Annotated in this window: 14 protein-coding genes; 4 read left to right on the top strand and 10 right to left on the bottom strand. The window is 63.7% G+C overall.

The window, feature by feature from the left end; all coding sequences use genetic code 11:
* Positions 1-7: 7 nt before the first annotated feature.
* The 8 genes from KBX13_RS08290 to KBX13_RS08255 are packed head-to-tail and all read right to left on the bottom strand — an operon-like array spanning position 8 to position 12,330.
* Positions 8-2,056, bottom strand: coding sequence for an ATP-dependent DNA helicase UvrD2 (locus KBX13_RS08290; RefSeq protein WP_256021678.1), 2,049 nt, complete (start codon positions 2,054-2,056; stop codon positions 8-10).
* Complete coding sequence (locus KBX13_RS08285) at positions 2,057-2,818, bottom strand: NAD(+) diphosphatase (RefSeq protein ID WP_256021677.1); 762 nt, start codon at positions 2,816-2,818, stop codon at positions 2,057-2,059.
* A gap of 7 nt (positions 2,819-2,825) precedes the next feature.
* Positions 2,826-3,923, bottom strand: coding sequence for a TrkA family potassium uptake protein (locus KBX13_RS08280; protein ID WP_176754828.1), 1,098 nt, complete (start codon positions 3,921-3,923; stop codon positions 2,826-2,828).
* 10 nt (positions 3,924-3,933) lie between these two features.
* On the bottom strand, positions 3,934-7,233 hold the full coding sequence (locus KBX13_RS08275; protein WP_256021675.1) for an ATP-dependent helicase: 3,300 nt from the start codon (positions 7,231-7,233) through the stop codon (positions 3,934-3,936).
* The gene (locus KBX13_RS08270; RefSeq protein WP_256021673.1) at positions 7,226-10,288 is read right to left on the bottom strand and encodes an ATP-dependent DNA helicase; all 3,063 of its coding nucleotides are present in this window, start codon (positions 10,286-10,288) and stop codon (positions 7,226-7,228) included. The genes KBX13_RS08275 and KBX13_RS08270 overlap by 8 nt, the downstream gene beginning before the upstream one ends.
* A gap of 18 nt (positions 10,289-10,306) precedes the next feature.
* Positions 10,307-11,050, bottom strand: a complete 744-nt coding sequence (locus KBX13_RS08265) for a hypothetical protein (RefSeq protein ID WP_256021672.1) — start codon at positions 11,048-11,050, stop codon at positions 10,307-10,309.
* Between the two features lie 54 nt (positions 11,051-11,104).
* On the bottom strand, positions 11,105-12,055 hold the full coding sequence (locus KBX13_RS08260) for a DUF3152 domain-containing protein (protein WP_256021669.1): 951 nt from the start codon (positions 12,053-12,055) through the stop codon (positions 11,105-11,107).
* Positions 12,056-12,075: 20 nt separating this feature from the next.
* Positions 12,076-12,330, bottom strand: a complete 255-nt coding sequence (locus tag KBX13_RS08255) for a DUF3107 domain-containing protein (protein ID WP_240492734.1) — start codon at positions 12,328-12,330, stop codon at positions 12,076-12,078.
* Positions 12,331-12,388: 58 nt separating this feature from the next.
* Between KBX13_RS08255 and KBX13_RS08250 the strand changes: the two genes are divergently transcribed.
* Together KBX13_RS08250 and KBX13_RS08245 are read left to right on the top strand one after the other, a co-directional pair.
* Positions 12,389-13,714 carry a DEAD/DEAH box helicase gene (locus KBX13_RS08250; protein WP_070362934.1) on the top strand — a complete coding sequence of 442 codons (1,326 nt, stop codon included), beginning with the start codon at positions 12,389-12,391 and terminating at the stop codon, positions 13,712-13,714.
* Positions 13,711-14,922: a hypothetical protein gene (locus KBX13_RS08245; protein WP_256021666.1), complete on the top strand. Its 1,212-nt coding sequence runs from the start codon at positions 13,711-13,713 to the stop codon at positions 14,920-14,922. The genes KBX13_RS08250 and KBX13_RS08245 overlap by 4 nt, the downstream gene beginning before the upstream one ends.
* A 56-nt stretch (positions 14,923-14,978) precedes the next feature.
* Here KBX13_RS08245 and KBX13_RS08240 read toward each other — a convergent pair whose 3' ends face one another.
* Positions 14,979-15,434: a hypothetical protein gene (locus KBX13_RS08240; protein ID WP_256021665.1), complete on the bottom strand. Its 456-nt coding sequence runs from the start codon at positions 15,432-15,434 to the stop codon at positions 14,979-14,981.
* A 464-nt stretch (positions 15,435-15,898) separates the two neighbouring features.
* Between KBX13_RS08240 and KBX13_RS08235 the strand changes: the two genes are divergently transcribed.
* Positions 15,899-16,162: a WhiB family transcriptional regulator gene (locus KBX13_RS08235; protein WP_070362936.1), complete on the top strand. Its 264-nt coding sequence runs from the start codon at positions 15,899-15,901 to the stop codon at positions 16,160-16,162.
* 131 nt (positions 16,163-16,293) lie between these two features.
* Entirely contained in the window at positions 16,294-16,368 is a 75-nt protein-coding gene (locus tag KBX13_RS11545; RefSeq protein ID WP_100227335.1) for a 50S ribosomal protein bL37, read from the top strand.
* A 949-nt stretch (positions 16,369-17,317) separates the two neighbouring features.
* On the opposite strand, the gene KBX13_RS08230 is transcribed toward KBX13_RS11545, so the two are convergent.
* Positions 17,318-17,920: hypothetical protein (locus tag KBX13_RS08230; protein ID WP_256021663.1), on the bottom strand; the 603-nt coding region annotated here is incomplete at its 5' end.

Below are 17,920 nucleotides of genomic sequence, written 5' to 3'. Positions count from 1 at the left end.
GTCGCGGCTAGCGGAACTCCGCCAACGTTTCCAGAACCTCGGCGCCGTAGCGCTCCACCTTCACCGGACCCACCCCCGACACGGCGAGCAGGCCCTGCTCGTCCTCCGGCATAGTCTCCGCGATGGCGAGCAGGGTGGCGTCGGAAAACACCATGTAGGCGGGCTGCTTCGCCGCGCGCGACGTCTTCAGCCGCCAGCGCTTGAGCGCCTGGTAGACGTCCTCGTCGATGTCGGCGTCGCAATCCTGGTGCCGGCCCAACGCCTTATCTGCCGGGGCGAAGAGCACGTTGCCGCACACCCGGCACCGGCGGGTCTGCTTCAGCCGCTGCGGGGTTTCCTCCGCCTCAAGCTCGGGCACCAGCCCGTCCAGGAAACGCGAGCGCGACCGCGACTTCCTGCCGCCCTCCTGCCTGGCCAGCGCCCACGACAGCTGCAGGTGCTCCCGGGCGCGCGTCACGCCGACGTAGAAGAGCCTGCGCTCCTCCTCGATGTTCTCGTCGCCCGCCCTGATCGCGTGCGAGATCGGCAGCGTATTTTCCACCAGGCCAACGAGGAAGACGGCGTCCCACTCCAGGCCCTTCGCCGCGTGCAAGCTGGCGAGCGTGACCCCGTCAATCGCCGGCGGCTGCTTCGCCTCCGCGCGCTGACGCAGGGACCGCAGCACGTCCTCCAGGCTCGAGGCCTCCTTGGTATGCACGATCTCCTCGATGAGGTCCACAAGTGCGCGCAGCCCCTGCCAGCGCTCCCGGGCCTGAGCGCCTTCCGGCTCCGTCGGCGTCAACCCGAGCGGCGCGAACGCCGCCTTCGCCACCACCACCGGGTCATCCGGCAAGTCGTGGCGCCTGGTTGCCGCGACGAGCGCCTGCAGCGCCTCGCGGATCTCGCCGCGCTGGAAGAAGCCCTCCCCACCGCGCACCTGGTAGACGATACCCGCGTCCGCGAGCGCGGCTTCAAACGCCGCCGACTGCGCATTAATCCGGTACAGCACCGCGATCTCCTTGGCAGGTACCCCGGAATCAATCAGGCGCTGTACCGCCGCGGCGACCTCGCGGGCCTCCGTCGGCTCGTCGTCGTAGGCGTGGAACGTCGGCTGCGGTCCGGACTCCCGCATACCGATCAGCTCAAGCCTGGTGCCAGCGGCCCTGCCCGTCGCGCGCGAGATGACCGCGTTGGCCAACTCGGTGATTTCGGGCGTCGAGCGGTAGTCGCGCTGCAACTTCACCACCGTGCCGTGCTCGTAGGTTCGCGAGAAGTTCAGCAGGTAGTCCGGGGTCGCGCCGGTAAAGGAGTAAATCGTCTGGTTCGCGTCCCCCACCACCGTCAGGTCATCGCGCTGCCCAAGCCAGCCCTCCAGCACGCGCTGCTGCAGCGGGGTCACGTCCTGGTACTCGTCAACCACGAAGGACTGATACTGGGAGCGGAACTCCTCCGCCACCGCCGGCGCGTTCTCCAAGGCACCCGCAACGTGCAGGAGGAGGTCGTCGAAATCGATAAGCATGCCCTGCGGGCTCGTCTTCGCTTCCTCGTAGAGCCGGTAGACCTCCGCGACCTTCTTCGGGTCCGTTGGCGGGGTGCGGTTCGTATCCGCGATGCGGTCCACGTAGTCCTCCGCGCCGATCACGCTCGCCTTCGCCCACTCGATCTCCCCCAGCAGGTCGCGGACCATCTCCTTGTCCGACTCCAACCCGGCTGCGCGAGCCGCCCGCCCCACCAGCGGGAACTTGTTGTCCAGCAGCCGCCACGGCAGATCCCCCGCAATCTGCGGCCAGAAATAGCGCAGCTGCCGCATCGCCGCCGAGTGGAACGTACGCGCCTGCACGCCCCCAATGCCCATCGTGCGCAGGCGATCGCGCATCTCTCCCGCCGCGCGCTGCGTAAACGTCACCGCCAGTACCCGGTTCGGGCTGACCGTGCCCTGGTCAATCATGTGCGCGATACGGTACGTAATCGTGCGCGTCTTACCCGTCCCGGCACCGGCCAGGATGCACACCGGGCCACGCGGAGCGGTCGCCGCGATCCGCTGATCCTCATCCAACAAACTCAGGTCAACAGCCACTTACGCTCCACTCCCGTTCTCGTTGAACTCTCCTCGAGCCCATTGGTCAATCATCCGCCGCGCAATCGTCCCCGGCACCGCCAGCGTGACAGTGCCCAGCTCGTCGCGGCGCAGCCAGCGCAGCTGCGTCAGCTCCCCATCCAAGGGGCCCACAGCATCAACATCACTTGTCGACGCCACCATCCCCAACATCAGCGCACCCGACAGCGCCCACGGCTGCGACCCAACATAGCGCACGCCCCCGACACGACGTCCTGTTTCCTCCCACACCTCACGCGCGAAGGCGTCCTCGATGGTCTCGCCGACATCGATGTATCCCGCAATCAGCGTGAAGTAGCCCGGGCGGCGCGCATTCTCCCCCAGCAAAATCCGCTCCCCATCCGTCGACTGCACCACCCCGATCACCGACGGGTCAATGCGAGGAAACAGCGGTTTCCCGCTCGCACCACGCGCAACGATGCCCGCCTCGCCCCAGGTGACTTCGCTGCCGTCGCGAGGGTCAAAACGCAGCTGGCGCTGGTTGCGTAGCAGTCCGAACCCGCGTGCAACACGGTAGTCGCTTGCGTGACTGCGGCAGGTGCCGAAGCGCTCGCCCAATGCCTCAAGCTGCGCCTCGCTCACCAGCACCGCCCACACATCGTCGCCGACGTGCACCGTGTTCTCGGCGTGGGGTTGGGCGGAGTGGGCGTCGAAAAGCGTGGGCGTGTCATCAGCTCCAAGCACAAACCTGCCGGCGGCATCGAAGGCAATGAACCGCTTCATAGGCCGCCTACTCCGTCGGGCGCGTGCGCTCAGTCAGCGGGGTCGGCTGCGTCATCTGCACGAACAGCAGGCGGTCGCCGGGCTCAACCGTCTCGGCCTCCGGGGCGTCGATGCGGTAGAGCTCGCCGGAGCGCACCACACCCAGCACAATGTCGGCGAGGTGACGCGGGTTCGCTCCGACCTCGTCGTCCGCGATCGGACGCTCCGCAACCGCGAAGCCCTCGTCCGGGCTGAGCAGGTCCTCCATCATCTCCACCACAGGTGGCGTGACCGTCGCAATGCCCAGCAGGCGGCCCGCCGTTTCAGAGGAGACCACCACCGAGTCCGCGCCCGACTGCATCAGCAAGTGCTGATTCTCACTCTCACGGACGCTGGCAACGATCATGGCGCTCGGCGCCAACTCACGAACAGACAGCGTGACCAACACCGCGGTATCGTCCGAGGACGGCGCCACCACAACTGAGCGCGCACGCGCCACACCCGCGACCTTCAGTACGCTCGAGCGAGTGCCGTTGCCGTGGACGGTGACAAGGCCGCGCTTCTCGGCGTTCGACAGCACCACGGCGTCATCATCAACAACAACGATGTTGCCCGGCGCGGTACCGCCCGCGAGCAGCGCATCCACCGCGGACCTGCCCTTCGTGCCGTAGCCGATAACGATGGTGTGATTACGCACTGTTCTCCTCCATTGCTGAATCTGTAGCGTCTTGCGGGAATCCTCCGTCAACACCGACAACGTCGTACCGACCAAGAGCATCAGGAATGCCACACGGCACGGCGTGATGACCAAGATATTCATCAGGCGCGCGCTTTGCGTCACCGGCGTGATATCGCCGTAGCCGGTCGTTGAGAGCGAAACCGCCGAATAGTACAGGGCGTCGATAAAGGTCAGTGGCTCGGTGTACCCCTCTTTGTCGAAGTAGACCACCGTCGCCACGGCCAACACCAACATGGCCGCGTAGCCGAAGCGCCTTGCCATCAACGCCCATGGAGTGGTGCGTTCCGCCGACGGAATCCGAACGACATCCAGCAGGGTGTGCACCGGTATTTCCGACGGATCCGCATCCGCACGGAACCGGTCACTCCATGACAACGCAAACGGCAGTTTCACTCCGCTATCCTTCCTCGCTACTACGGCGTGAAACTGTACCGGAAGTTGCGCCGTTTGCTGCATCTTCCAACAACTTCGTCAGCTGCTGCGCATCCGGAAGCTCCGTCGCGGTGAAGTCCTTTCCGTCGCGGACATAGAAGAACACGGCCTTCACTGGGCGGCCATCGTTGGCGATTCGCTTCCACGCCTCCGTGTACACGGCAAGCTGCAGCTTCGCTGCCTCCATCGCCGCACCCACCGGGCGGTTGCCGGTCTTCCAGTCCACCACGACCCAGCCGTCGCCGTCCGCAAAGACCGCGTCCATGCGGCCACGCACCACCGCCTTGCCGAGCGCCAGCTCAAACGGGCACTCCACGTGCGTCGGCGTCTTCGACGCCCAGTGGCTGTTCTCGAAGTTGGCTTTCAGCTTCTGCAGCGTCGACGGATCCACCTCAAACTCGCCCATGCCCGGCAGCTCGTCCTCAGTGAGCAGCGGGTGCGCACCGTAGAAATCCTCGATCCACTCGTGGAATGCGGTGCCGCGCTTCGCGTACTGGTTCGGCTTGAACGGCACCGGGCGACGTGCCCGGCGCGCGAACTGTTCCACGTCCGCCTGCATGGCCACCACGTCTGAGGCGGTCAGCTCACCAGGCAGCATGACGGGCACGTCCGGCGACTGCGCCGCCTTGTGTTCCTCAATGAGCGCGGTGGCGTCGCGCTCCCACAGCTCGTAGAGCTCGCCGGCCGCGGGCGCGATTTCGGTCTCGAGCGCGTCCCTGACCAGCTCACTCGGGCGAGTGGCCTGACTACTGGCGGCGTGCGCGGCTTCGTAGGACTGCACAGGCCACGTGCCGACGGCCACCTCCGGCTGCTGTACCGTTTTCTCCGCATCCTCGTCCTCGACCTGCTCCGGCAGCTCGAGGCCCTCGAACGCCGCGAAGTGCTCGTACGGCCCGTTCGTATTCTTTTTGCCGCCCAGAGAGATGTTCGACCCGGTAAGCAACAGCCTGTTTTCCGTACGTGTGATAGCCACGTAGAACAGACGCGCCTGCTCCTCAGCGAGGCCCTCGCCGATGTGCTTGCGCCACGCATTGGCAGCGTTCTTAAACTGCGTGCGGTGCTCTACCTCTGCGAACTCCTCGTAGATGTCCGGGTCACCGAACGTCTCAGGCTGCAGGAACGGGATCTGGGCAAGGAAGGTCTCAATCTTTGAGCTGTAGGTGTCCTTATCCGCGTGCAACACAGCGACGGTATCCCACTCCAGGCCCTTCGCCTTGTGCACCGTCAGGATCTGCACGCGGTCCCCGCGCACGGTGACGTTACCCGGCGCAAGCCCGTCCTCCTGCTGCTTCGCCAACTCGAAGTAGTCCAGCAGCGCTTCCACGCTCGTGCCCGGGTACTCCTCGACGTAGTGCAGCAGCTGGTCCAAGTGCACCGTGCCTGCCGACGAGCGCCGCGCCAGCACCTCAACGCGAATACCGAAGACCTCGATGATGTCCGCGAACAAGTCACTGAGCCGCTTGCCCAGCGAATTGCGCCGCAGCTGTCGCAGCCGCGACGCCAGCAGCTGCAGGCGCTTGTAGCCTTCCTCGCTGTAGCGCTCTGGCTCGCCCAGGTCCGCCACCGCGTCCGCCAGGCCCGCGGGCTTCGCCGACTGCATCTTCAGCGCCTCCGCCTCGAGTGCAAGCTGCGTCAGCTCCTCGATGAGGCGCTCCTCTGGGTCCGCGGGCACCGGCCTGGCTGCTTCCTCCTCCGCGGCCGGGCCGTCCGCGCGGGCTTGCAGGTTCTTGGCACGTGCGGCGAGCGCCTCCATATCCGCTAGCCCGAGCCCGACCGACGGCCCACCCAGCACACGCAGTGCCGCCTCAGAATCCTCAGGGCGGACCAACATCGTGGCCACAGCCAACGTGTCCTGCACCTCCGGGGTATCCAGCAAGCCGCCGAGCCCCACGATCTCATACGGCACACCACGGGCCTCAAGCGCCTGGGCGATCGGCTGCGCATGCCTGTTCTTCCTGGTCAGCACCGCGGCCGAGAGCTTACCGCCCTGCTCAAACTGCTGCTGCAGCGCGTCGGCAACGAACTCAATTTCTTCCTCCTCCCGCTGGAAGAACTGCATCTCCACGTCGCCTGCCGCAGCGTCCTTGCGCGGTTCCAGGGGCGCGACGGCACGATCTTCCCCGCTGCCAAGGATCGCGGTGGAGACCTGGTTCGCCATCTCAAGCACCTTGCTCGGGTTACGCCAGGAGATGGTGAGCTGCTTCTTCTGCGCCGGTACACCGCCCGCGGCAGGGAAATCCTCCACGAATGCCGCGAGGTTTTCCGACGTCGCCCCGCGCCAGCCGTAGATTGCCTGCATCGGGTCGCCCACCGCAGTCACCGTCAACGTGGGGTCCTGGCCCTCGCCGAACAGGCTGCGCAGCAACACTCGCTGCGAATGCGAGGTGTCCTGGTACTCGTCGAGCATGACCACGCGGTACTTCTGCCGCTGCGCAGCACCGACGGACGCGTGCTGCTCCGCGAGCGTGGCCGCAATGTTCATTTGCTCGTTGAACGTGACCACACCACGCTCACGCAGCGCCGCGTTAAGCTCCTCAACCAGCGGCAACATCAACTGGCGCTGGCGCTGCTTGTTGCGCCACCCCGTCATGGTCTTGCAGAACTCGGTTTTACTCCGCGGCGACTTCGGTAGCGATTCCGTCTCTTTCAGGAAGATCTCCGCGGCCTCGTAAATATCGTTTGGGTCTGCCAGTGCGTTGCCCATCGCCGTGGTGAGCTTCAGTAGGTCCTCCACCACCGTGCTCATCGCGGGGGCAGGGGCACCTTCCGCGATGAGTGGTTTGTTGTAATTGCTCACGACTTCGACGGCGATCGCGTGCAGCTCAGCCTGCGTAATCAGGCGCGCATCCGGCTCCACCGGGACGAGCAGCCCATAGTCGCGAACGAGCTCGCCCGCGTACGAGTCATACGTAGCAACAGTCGGCGCGATAACCTCCAAGCTTTCCGCCAGCGCGCCCGAAGGATCAAGCTCCCGTACGAGCTCCCGGTGACGAGCCAACGCCTGCAGCCGGTTCCGGATCCGCTGCCCCAGCTCGCGGGCCGCCTTGCGGGTAAACGTCAAGCCGAGGACTTCCTCCGGCCGCACATACCCGTTGGCGACGAGCCACACCACGCGGTCCGCCATCGTCTTCGTCTTGCCCGCACCAGCACCGGCCACGACCAGCATCGGTCCCGGCTCGGCACCAATTACGTCGGCCTGCTGGCTACTAGGGGGAAATGCGTCCCCGAGCGCCTGGAAGAGTTCCTGGGGTGTGAAATCAGCCATTGTAAATCATCGTCCCTTCGATCTGGACCGGGCACAGCGCGCGCACAGCGCAGTAATCGCAGTGCTTGCCCGCCTGCGCTTCGAGTTGCGGCCCTGTTGTCTTGCCGGGCAGCGGTGCAATGAGTTCGGTGAAGTACTCGAGTTCTTCCTCTTCTTTGCGCGGTTGCTCGCGCGTGGTTGCGGCGTTCGTTCCGTGCTTCGAGTACACGAGCGCCGCCCCACCAACGTCCAGGCCTTCTTGCCCATCGGTGGACGTCACAACGCGAAGATCGTCGCCCTCACCGATGAGCTGCCCATGGCTCAGCGCAAGCTGGTACGCCATGAGCTGCTCGCACTCCTTCGCGCTATCTACGGAGAGCATCGTCGAGCCAGTCTTCAGGTCAACGATGTGCACGCTGCCGCTTTCTTCCTTATCCAGCCGGTCGGCTCGCCCGCGGATATGGACGTCTTCTGCGACCTGGACGGAGATCGGCACCTCCATGCCCACAACCTCGAACTTCTTCGCGCGGTTTTCCCACCACTTGTTGGTTCGCTCCAGCATCGCCTCGAAGTCGCGGACTTGGGCCTCGGCCTGCCACGCGGGGGCGTCAACAATCGCGCGGTACGTGGCCAGCGTGTGCATCCGCGCCTGTTCCTCCGGCACGCCTCGGCCGAGGGCCTCGAAGTAGGCGTGCACGATCGATCCGATCACCATCGGCATCGAGCTATCAAAACCGAGAGTGCGCTCGAGCACCGAGCTCATCGGGCACTTCAACAGCGCCTCAATCCTCGACGGCGACAGCGAACGTTGCCCTTCAACGGGCTCATCCGTCGAAGGCTCCGTGGTGGTCCACCACTGCTCCGGGTCCGCCAGCGGCACCCCGGCCTCCACCAGCCGCGCAATCTGGCGCGCGGCCTGGCGCCGGTCTGCCTCCGTACTGTGTTCCTCGTCCGCGAGTGTGCGGCGTAACTCCCCCAGGAAATCATCGCGGGACAGTACGCGCACAACCGTAGCCTCCGCACCGTCATCCCCAGCCACGGCGTCCTCCGCGGACAGCGTCACCAGCTGCGGGGATATGCCGGTTTCCTCGCAGAGCTCCTCAATGAACCGGGACGGCTCGATGACCTCCTCGCCGTCAGTCTGGTCGACGGCCGTGACCAGGACGCGCTCCGTCGCGCGGGTCAACGCCACGTGGAACAGGCGACGCTCCTCCTCGAGGCGCTCGCGCAAATGCGACACCGGGGTGGCGGGATCCACGTCGTGGTCAACCAGGTCCACCAGATCCTGCTGGCCGAAAATCGAGCCGGTCTCGCCCAGGCTCGGCCACTCGAGGTCCTGCACACCGGCAACGACGACACGGCTAAACTGCCTGCCCACCGCACCATGGGCGGTCAACAGCGCCACTGCATCCGGCGTGGCCGCTCGGCGATCGCGCACACCGGTAGGCAGTTCCTGCTCCAACATGCTGTTCACGAACAGCTCGAGCCCACCCTGGGTTTTACGCTCGGTGAAGTCACCGGCGGCGTCGAATAACGCCATGACCGCATCCAGGTCACGGTCAGCCTGCGAGCCCGTCGTGCCGCCCCGAAGCGCAACCGCAGTGAGGTGATCTGCCAAACCCGTGGCGTTCCACAGCGCCCACAACACCTCCTCGACGCTGCCGTCAGCGTCGTAGACCTCCCTGGCGGCATCCAACACCTGGCGGATGCGGTGCAGCATCTGCAGCTCACGGTCAGTGAGTACCTCGCCGAAATCCGGCAGCTCTGCCTTGGAAACAACAAGGTCACGCAGCGTTTCCTCCGCGCGCGAGTCCGGCTTCCAACGCCGCAGGCCGCGCAACAGGCGGCGCAGCGTCACCGGGTCCGTACCACCGATGGGCCCAAGCAGCAGGTCGCGCCACTGCTCAACCGTCAGCGGTGTGTACAGCGACTGCAACCCAAGCAGCAGCGAGGCAACAATGCGTTGCTCGCTGAGCACCACATCCGTCGGATTCAGGGCTACCGGCACGCCCGCGTGCAACAGCGCGCGGCGGAATGGCTCAATCATCCCTGACGAACGCACAATGACCGCCATATCCCGAAACGCGACCTCCTCCTCGAGGTGCGCGCGACGAAGTGCGTCCGCCACCGCCGCGAGCTGCGCCGTCGGCGTCTGCGCTAGCGCCACCGAGACCTCAGGTTCGCGCTTGGTCTGCCCTAAGTCAATCACCGTGTGCTCAAGGCCCCCCAGCGTGGCAAAGAACTCCGGGCTTGCCCCGCGGAACTGGTAGACGGACTGATCCAAGTCACCACCCACAACCCCGAGTGTGGCCCCCTGCAGCAGGCGCTGCACGAACTTTGCCGCCGCGGGCGAGAGATGCTGGGCGTCGTCCACAATCACGGTGTGCCACGTCCGTCCCAACGGCACGTCGAGCGCCCTGGCAATCAGCTCGGATGCCGAGTAACGCACCGTCCCGGTCAGCGCCATGACCTGCTGGTATTCCTCCAAAAAGTCGCCGGCCGCGCTCCAAATCCCCTGCCCGTAGCGGGCTCCGAGCACCTTGAGCTGCTCAGCGTCCAGCCCGCGCTCAATCGCGCGCAGCAAAAAGTCACGCAGCTGGCGCGCAAAGCCCACCATCGGCAATGCCGGGCGCAGCTCCGCGGGCCAGCTCCCCCGGCCATCCTCAACATGTCCCTGCAGCAATTGACGGATGACCGCATCCTGCTCCGCGCCAGAAATCAGGCGCAGCTGTTCCTGCTGCTCCCGCAGCACGGCAAACGCCAGGGAGTGCACAGAGCGCACCATCGGGCCGTCGGCAACAAAGTCAGTATCAGCGAGCCGCTCCGAAATCTCCGCCCTGATCCGCGCGGCGGACTCCTTCGAATCCGTCAAGAACAAGACGCCCTCCGCGTCCGACTGCCGCTTCGCCGACGCCACAAACGTATCGATGAGAAAGCTGGTCACCCCCGAACCCGCCTGGCCGGTTACCTTCCATAACCCCTCGGTGGGAAGTGGCTGCGACCACGTTCTATCGTGCGCTTGGTGTTCGCGCGGGACTAAAAACGCGCGGGGTGTGGTGGACTGCTGGTCATTCATGCCCACCATTGTGGCATGTTAGCGGGACATAAGGAGCTCGGAAACCTCCGAAAATTTCGAACGCGCGTTCGCATTCTGGAACGTTCCGTCGTGCTGCGCCATCCGCATCCGGAAATCCAACGCGCGCCCCGCCAGGAACACAAGGTCCGGAATGTGGGACCAGCGCTCGACGATTCGCGGATCGACAGCCCCGGCGAGCAGGGCGTCGACAATTACGACGGCAGCCGAGTACCCCCTCGGGCGAAGCCGCGCCGAAGGTACAAGATCCGTCAGCACGGGCGCGGCGTAGCCCGAAAACAGCGTGTGGGAGAGCACGTCCACGTGCGCCACGCACAGCCCCTCAGCACTGGCATCCTCGTGGCCCTTCCACGCGCTGCGATCCGCCTCTGCGATCACGTCAGAGCTATCGCGCTCGGGCAGCTCCTGCGCCACCTCGGCCTGCTGCAGCGCGCGCTCCAGCGCAAGCGCCGCCGCCACGGCCTCATCCACGCGGGCCGCCGGCGCACCGGGCGAGAACTCGTTGGCCACGAAGCCAGCCACTACGAAGCGCCCGTCCGTCGCACGCACCGGACGCGCAACGTGCACCCCCTCAAGGTGGTCAGCGATGCGCTCACGCACCTTGCCCGACCACGCCGCCGTCGGCGCAGCTTGCGAAATCACAATGCGCCCAAATTTCTTCGCCTCACCCCAGGCAGCATCAGGTGTCGACGCCGCCTCCCCATCAACCTGAAACGCCGACAACACATGCTCGGGAATAGTCACAGCGCAGCTCGCCTTCCTCTCGTCGCCTGTTTATAACTACAACAACTACAGCACTTACAACACTGCCGGGCGCGGGTACGGCCACGGGTTCGACCTGCAGGTGTCCTGGTTATCCGGGTACACCTCTTCCTTATCAAAGGAGTACAGCTGCGCATTGTTCAAGCTCAGCGTCTGCTGCATCATCACCGGCGCCAGCACGCCATTTTCCGGGCACGGCTCGTGGTGCGCGAAGCCGAGCGCATGGCCAACCTCGTGATTGATCAGGTACTGGCGGTAGCGACCCAGATCCCCCTCATACGGCGCAGCGCCCCGGACCCAGCGGGCCTCGTTCAAAATGACCGTGTCCTCGCCGGTCACGCGGGTGCGGCAGCTGGTCTCCATTTCAAGGTGCACGCCGCACAGCTCTCGTGTTGTCGCCGCGGACGCGAGCCGAATCTTCAGCGATGGCTCATCGGCCGCCGTGACGTGTTCAAACCGGAAGCGCGGGTCGTTGGTCCAGCCACGGGGGTCGCTCAAGGTGGCGTCGACAAGCGCGGCGACGGCCTCATTGCCCCCGTACAGTGCCGTATCGAGCCCATGCTCCACCTCGACAACAAAGCGAACCGTGAGCTCATCCCCCTTGCCAGCCTGCATCCCAGGGTGGCCAACCTCGTAAAAGGTGCCCTCGCCAGTCTCCGTAAACGGGCCACCCGGCGGCAACTGCAGTACGTCCTGCTGGCCTTCCGGCAGCACACTCACCGTGCGCGAGGCCTCGTCACCGTCAGGCTGCTCGATCGCGCTCTCACCAGCGCTTCCCGCAAACACCTCCCCGTCGGGGTTTTGCAGCATGTTCACAATCACGAACACCGTCAGCACAGCCAACACCGGAATCGCGTAGGCGCGCCACCCGTACTCGCGGGCGAAGCGCACAAGCCGACCCTCCGCTTCCGGGTCTACCGCGGTGAACTCACCGTCGTCCTCAAAGTCCCAATCCTCGAAAACGTCGGTGTCGTGATTGTTCTTCATGGTCGTAAATGTAGCGGGTTTTAACGCATGAACCCAACGGAACGAGCCTGCGCAGAGCCAAGCTCAACGTACGCAATCTTCTCGGTGCGCACCAAGTACTTCTTACCCTTGTCATCCTCCAGCGTCACCGTCGGAGTTTGGTCCTCAATCGCCTGCTTCACCGTATTGAGCACATTCTCATGCCCCTCAGCAATCGCGATGGAGAGCTCACGTGCGGTGTCTGCAAGACCGATCTTGATATCCATATGTTCGTTTCCGTCCTTATCGTTGTTCATCTTTGTTCATCTTCACGGATGTCAATCCATTGTAACGGCCTACAGCTAAGATGAGGGCGTGTCCAAATCAGCTGCTAGAGAACAGTCACCCGATTTTCATGAGCTAGGGGTCGCCGCCGAACTCATCGATGCCCTCGAGGAGCTCGATATCCATCGCACATTTTCCATCCAGGAACTTGCGATCCCCCTCGCGCTCGACGGCCGCGACATCATCGGCCAAGCCCGCACGGGAATGGGCAAAACCTACGGCTTCGGCATCCCGTTGCTCGACCGAGTATTTGACGACGCCACCATCGCCGAACTCGACGGCACACCCCGCGCCCTCGTGGTCGTCCCCACCCGCGAGCTCGCCGTGCAGGTCGGCGACGACCTGGAGCGGGCAGCGAAGTACACCCCGGTGCGCGTCGCCACCATCTACGGCGGGCGGCCCTACCAGGAGCAGATCGACGCGCTGCACAAGGGCGTCGACGTCGTCGTGGGTACGCCCGGCCGCCTCATCGACCTCTACCACCAGGGCGAGCTGCAGCTCGGCCACGTGGCGATCCTCGTCCTCGACGAAGCCGACGAGATGCTCGACATGGGCTTTTTGCCCGACATCGAAACGCTGTGGTCCGCTCTACCTGACCAGCTGCAAACGATGTTGTTCTCCGCGACCATGCCCGGCCAGATCCTGCAGCTGGCGCGCTCCAAGATGAACACGCCGATCCACATCCGCGCCGAGCAAGGCGAGGAAGCCGCCTCCACCCACGAAAGCACCAAACAGGTCGTGTTCTACGCCCACCACATGGACAAACCCGAGGTGCTCGCGCGCGTCCTGCAGGCCAACGGCCGCGGCAAAACCATCATCTTCACCCGCACGAAGCGCTCCGCCGCGCGCGTCGCAGACGACCTCGGCCAGCGTGGCTTCTCCGTCGGTGCCGTCCACGGCGACCTTGGGCAGGGTGCGCGCGAGGCCTCCCTGAACGCCTTCCGCGAAGGGGACGTCGAAATCCTTGTCGCCACCGATGTTGCAGCACGCGGCATCGACGTCGACGACGTCACCCACGTGATCAACTACCAAGTCCCCGACGACCCAATGACCTACGTCCACCGCATCGGCCGCACCGGGCGCGCAGGCCACTCCGGCACCGCCGTGACCATGGCCGACCTCGACGAAACAGCGAAATGGGAAGCGATCAACGAGGAGCTTTCCCTCGACAAGCCCCAGCCCCCAACGTGGTTTTCCACCTCCGAAGAGCTCTTCGAGGCCCTGGACATTCCGGACTCGGCTTTATCCACGGTGGGCAAACCGCGTAAAGTGCTCGGAGCACGCCCGCAACGCTCGGGCGAGAGAACACCCTCCACGAGACGTGGAACGAACCGCTCAGGAAGGAAACGGCGTTGAGTCAGCCCCTACGTCGCACCCGCAACGACTTGATCGCGACCGCAGTCATCACCGCGATCGCGATCATCCTCCTTGCCATCGCGTTTTTCACCGCACCGATCCGCAGCTCTCACCTGGAGCCGGCGGCGGAGGAATATGAGAACGCGGGACGCCTCGCCGTCGTCCCCTCGAAGGTCGAGGAAGCCTTCCGCCTTCCGGACACCTCCCCCGGCGTCCAACCCGTGATCGCTGCAGGCATGATCATCACCTACAACGACGGCACCATCACCGCAACCACGCCGGCCGGCGACACCGCCTGGACCTACAAACGCCCGAACGAGCTATGCCTGCTCGGCCATGCGTGGGACAAGGTCGTCGCCGCATACCGCGACAATGCTGGCTGTGGGGACGTCGTCACGATTAACGCGCTCACCGGCGAGTACGCGGGCACACGCTCCGCCATCGCACCCGAGGTAATTACGCGAGTGCAGTCGAACGACCGCGTCGGCTACGTCAGCTCCCACCGCGTCGAGCTGTGGCGCTCCGACATGGTCAAGACCGTCGAGTACGGCTACAACGAGGCCCCGCAGGAGCCGGACATGCAGCCCGAATCCTGCACCATCAACTCCGCGCTGACCCGCACCGACATTATGGCGACCACGGAGTACTGCGACGACGGCCCCAAGCTCAAGTTCCAGAACACCACTCCCGAGGACTCCCGTGAGCCCGAGATGTACGAAAGCGTCGACATCTCCGAGAACGCCTACCTCGTCGCGGTGTCCCAGGACGCGGCCGCGATCTACGACCCGGACAGCCACAAAGTCCGCACCTACGACAAGGACGGCAACGACCTCGCCGCCTCCGAAATCCCGCCACTGGACGGCCCGCAGAAGATCGACCAAATTGTCGACGTCCTCCCCGTCGCCGACCTGCCCCACCACATGACGTACCACGAAGGCGACACCCTGCTGCTCATGGAACCCTCCCGCCTGAGCGTTACCGGCGTGTTCCAGGGCGCGCTTGGCACCGGCTTCCCCGCCGGCGAGCGCCTGCTCTACGCCTCCGACACCGGCATCGCCGTCGCCAACTGGGACGACAACAAGGTGGAGAAGATCATCCCCGTCGATCGTGGCGGATACACCGGCCCCGTTTACATCGACTCCGCCGGCACCACGATCGTAGAAAAGCGCGGCGAGGAGATCGTCGTTCTCAACACGAACCTCTCCTAACGCCGCGCAGCACCCCGCTCCCCCGCGCCCGTCGCCTGGTAGCTTTGTTAGCTTCGCTAGCGGCGGGCCTTTTTCAGTTCGTACATCGCCTCTTGGTAGGCCGCTGACGCCGGGTGGAACACCGTAATCAACACGAGCACCGCCGAAAGCGCCGTCGCCGCACTGAGTAGGTGCGCGCCCCCGAGAAACATATAAAACGCCACACCGAGCAGGATCGCCTCGATGAGCACGATCGCGCCCGAGCCTCTTGGCCGCCCCCGCAGCGTCGAGATAGCCACAAACGCAACAAAACCGAAGACGATGGCAAGGAACACCGCCGTGCCCAACGCCACGTAGTGGCTTGCTTCGGTGCTCGATTCAATGCTGCTATCGCTAATGCCTTCAATCTGGGCGTAGATCAGCATGATGATGTAGCCGAGCATCGCCAAGCACTGCAGCAACACGACGACCGCCCCGAACCGCAGCATGCCCGGAACGCCAGTGTGGTCCAATGAGTTTTCTTTGCTGTTCACACAACGGAGTCTAATGATCAGGGCCAGATTCCGACACCAATTGCGGTGCAGACATTGCCGATTTGACCTTAGCGAACACATATGTCAGCTAATTCTTTTCTTATATATGCAGCTCAAGAGCGTACAGTTCATTGGTTCCATGTTTTTGCCGTGCGTTATGAGCGGTAACCATGAATACAATTCTTATGATTCCAGTCACATTTTTGGCCAGAACCCTAGCGGAACGGCGAAATACATGCCATAATTTTCGAGTAGCAAAAATTACGGGCTGGTGTCACAGCCCTTAACCCTAAGTCACCACAGGGTTAACGCCAGGTCTGGAAGTGGAGTCCCGCACGATGCGGAGCACTCGCCCGGGCAATGGAATCAAACTTAGTTTGCAACACGCCCCAAAAGGGTTGTGAATGTGGTGCGCAAAAAATACATAGTCACGAAACATTTTTGATCTTGAAGGAGTACTTATTATGGATTGGCGCCACGAAGCCGTTTGCCGCGACGAAGACCCAGAACTCTTCTTCCCTGTCGGCAACTCCGGCCCTGCACTCGCTCAGATCGCCGAAGCCAAGCTTGTTTGCAACCGCTGCCCAGTCACTTCCCACTGCATGAAGTGGGCACTGGAGACCGGCCAGGACGCCGGCGTCTGGGGCGGCCTTTCTGAGGAAGAGCGTCGCGCACTGAAGCGCCGCAACAAGGCCCGCGCACGCAACCGCGCACGCCTGTCGGCCTAAGCTCTACGGCTATTGCCGGTGCCTCTCGCAGAATTTCCTCGGGGGATTTCACCGCACTGCGGCAACAACGATAAACTGAATACTTCGTAACTAGGTTTGCACCTAATTCATCGCATTTTAAAGGAGGCACCATGAGCAAGCGTGGCCGTAAGCGTAAGGACCGTCGCAAGAAGAGCGCGAACCGCGGTAAGCGTCCAAACGCATAAGAACGCGAACACTCCCCATCGGCAAGGACCATGAGTCCAAGTCGGTGGGGAGTTTTTTCGTGCGCTGAGCTGGCGCTGCGGGATGTTTTGGTTGCCTGTGCGTTGGCTGGGCACCACATTCCCACCGCATGCAGACACGACCAGCAAGTTCTCGTCGCGACGGGCAGCAAAACCCGGATTTTGGTGCGCCACCTGCTGATACCACTCGAAAATAGTTCTCACGCCCGGGAACCATTTCAGCCTTCCGGCCCGCTCCCGTCGACCAACGAATTCGTTTCCCCCAGGTCGGGATGCATGTCCACGAAGATCCTTCCCCGCTGAACCTGATGATGAGCATCGGGGAACAATCCCAACACCCAGTGCGCACCGCACCCTCACCATCACTTCACCGCGATGAGACAGCACCGTAGCTCTCTACTCGCGCGTTAGCTGCGCCCCAAGTCCCTTTTCTAAACTGTCGATCGTTCCCAAACCTGAAGCAGGTTCAGCGCGGTGAGGATCGCAATGATAGTTGCTACTACCGATACTGAAATGGTTTGATCCTGCATCAGCCATCTGAAGAGAAAGAAGGTTGCGACCCCCACGATCGCTACGGTCGATAGCGCCGTAACACGCGTTTTGTGGGAGGCGTGCCTCCACCAGGCCACTGATCCTCCCTCTGGGCCATCCACTCCAATAGGTCTCCTGGCCGTTGAACCGTCTTTCTTCAAAGCGCACTTTCTCCTGTGTGTTGGCTGGGCACCACATTACCATCGCATGCAGACGCGACCAGCAAGTTCTCGTCACGACGGGCGGCAAAACCCGGATTCTGGTGCACCCCCTCATGCCACTCGAAAATAGTTCGTGCTGCCGGGGAACAATCCCACACCCCAGCCCGACACACAATAGAAAAACGGGGCCCATGCCACCAGGAGCACTCCCGGCACCACAGGCCCCACATCACATCCGGCTAGAAGTGCAGACCACCAGACATCGCCGCGGCAACACCACCACCAATTAACAGCAGCAGCACCACAATCGGAGCAACAATCGCCGCGATATTCGTCTCACCCTCCGCCTGGATACGATCCTTGCTTGCCGCATCCTGACGATCATCCTGCACACTCGCCGCTGGACGCTGCGCCGTCGTCAACTGCTGCGAAGACTCATGCTTACCAGCCTTCGCCGTCGTCGGGGCAGTCTGCGTATTCTGCTGCGGTTTACGAGGCGCACCAGCCATCGCATCACCATCAACATCCGCATCCATGACCGCGGCAACATCAAACCGGCCAGCAAAGGCTTGGGAGCCATCCTCATTGACCACACGCACATCCAACGGCAACGACGACGTCTTAACCACACCAACACTGATTGGCAGCGCAACCGTTGCCTCGCCTTGGCCTGCAACCGTCACAGTCTGCTCAGCCTTCCCAGACGGGTAGACAACCTCAACACGCATCCGGGCTGCATCCAACCCAGGATTTTGAACCTTCACACTCACCGTATTCTCCCCACGGTGAAGCTCAGGGTCACCTGCAACAGCAACCTTGACAGAACCCTGGGCTTCTTCGGC

Origin of the sequence: Corynebacterium sp. CCUG 51687 (assembly GCF_024453995.1) — a bacterium.
Taxonomy (GTDB): Bacteria; Actinomycetota; Actinomycetes; order Mycobacteriales; family Mycobacteriaceae; genus Corynebacterium; species Corynebacterium pseudogenitalium.
Note: the sequence above shows the minus strand (reverse complement) of the source record. Positions and strands in the feature narration are given on the sequence as shown.

Excerpts from the sequence above, each read along its gene's own strand:
- KBX13_RS08275 (WP_256021675.1), bottom strand. The coding sequence starts at position 7,233 with ATGGCTGATTTCACACCCCAGGAACTCTTCCAGGCGCTCGGGGACGCA.
- KBX13_RS08285 (WP_256021677.1), bottom strand. The coding sequence starts at position 2,818 with ATGAAGCGGTTCATTGCCTTCGATGCCGCCGGCAGGTTTGTGCTTGGA.
- KBX13_RS08270 (WP_256021673.1), bottom strand. The coding sequence starts at position 10,288 with ATGAATGACCAGCAGTCCACCACACCCCGCGCGTTTTTAGTCCCGCGC.
- KBX13_RS08235 (WP_070362936.1), top strand. The coding sequence starts at position 15,899 with ATGGATTGGCGCCACGAAGCCGTTTGCCGCGACGAAGACCCAGAACTC.
- KBX13_RS08260 (WP_256021669.1), bottom strand. The coding sequence starts at position 12,055 with ATGAAGAACAATCACGACACCGACGTTTTCGAGGATTGGGACTTTGAG.
- KBX13_RS08255 (WP_240492734.1), bottom strand. The coding sequence starts at position 12,330 with ATGAACAACGATAAGGACGGAAACGAACATATGGATATCAAGATCGGT.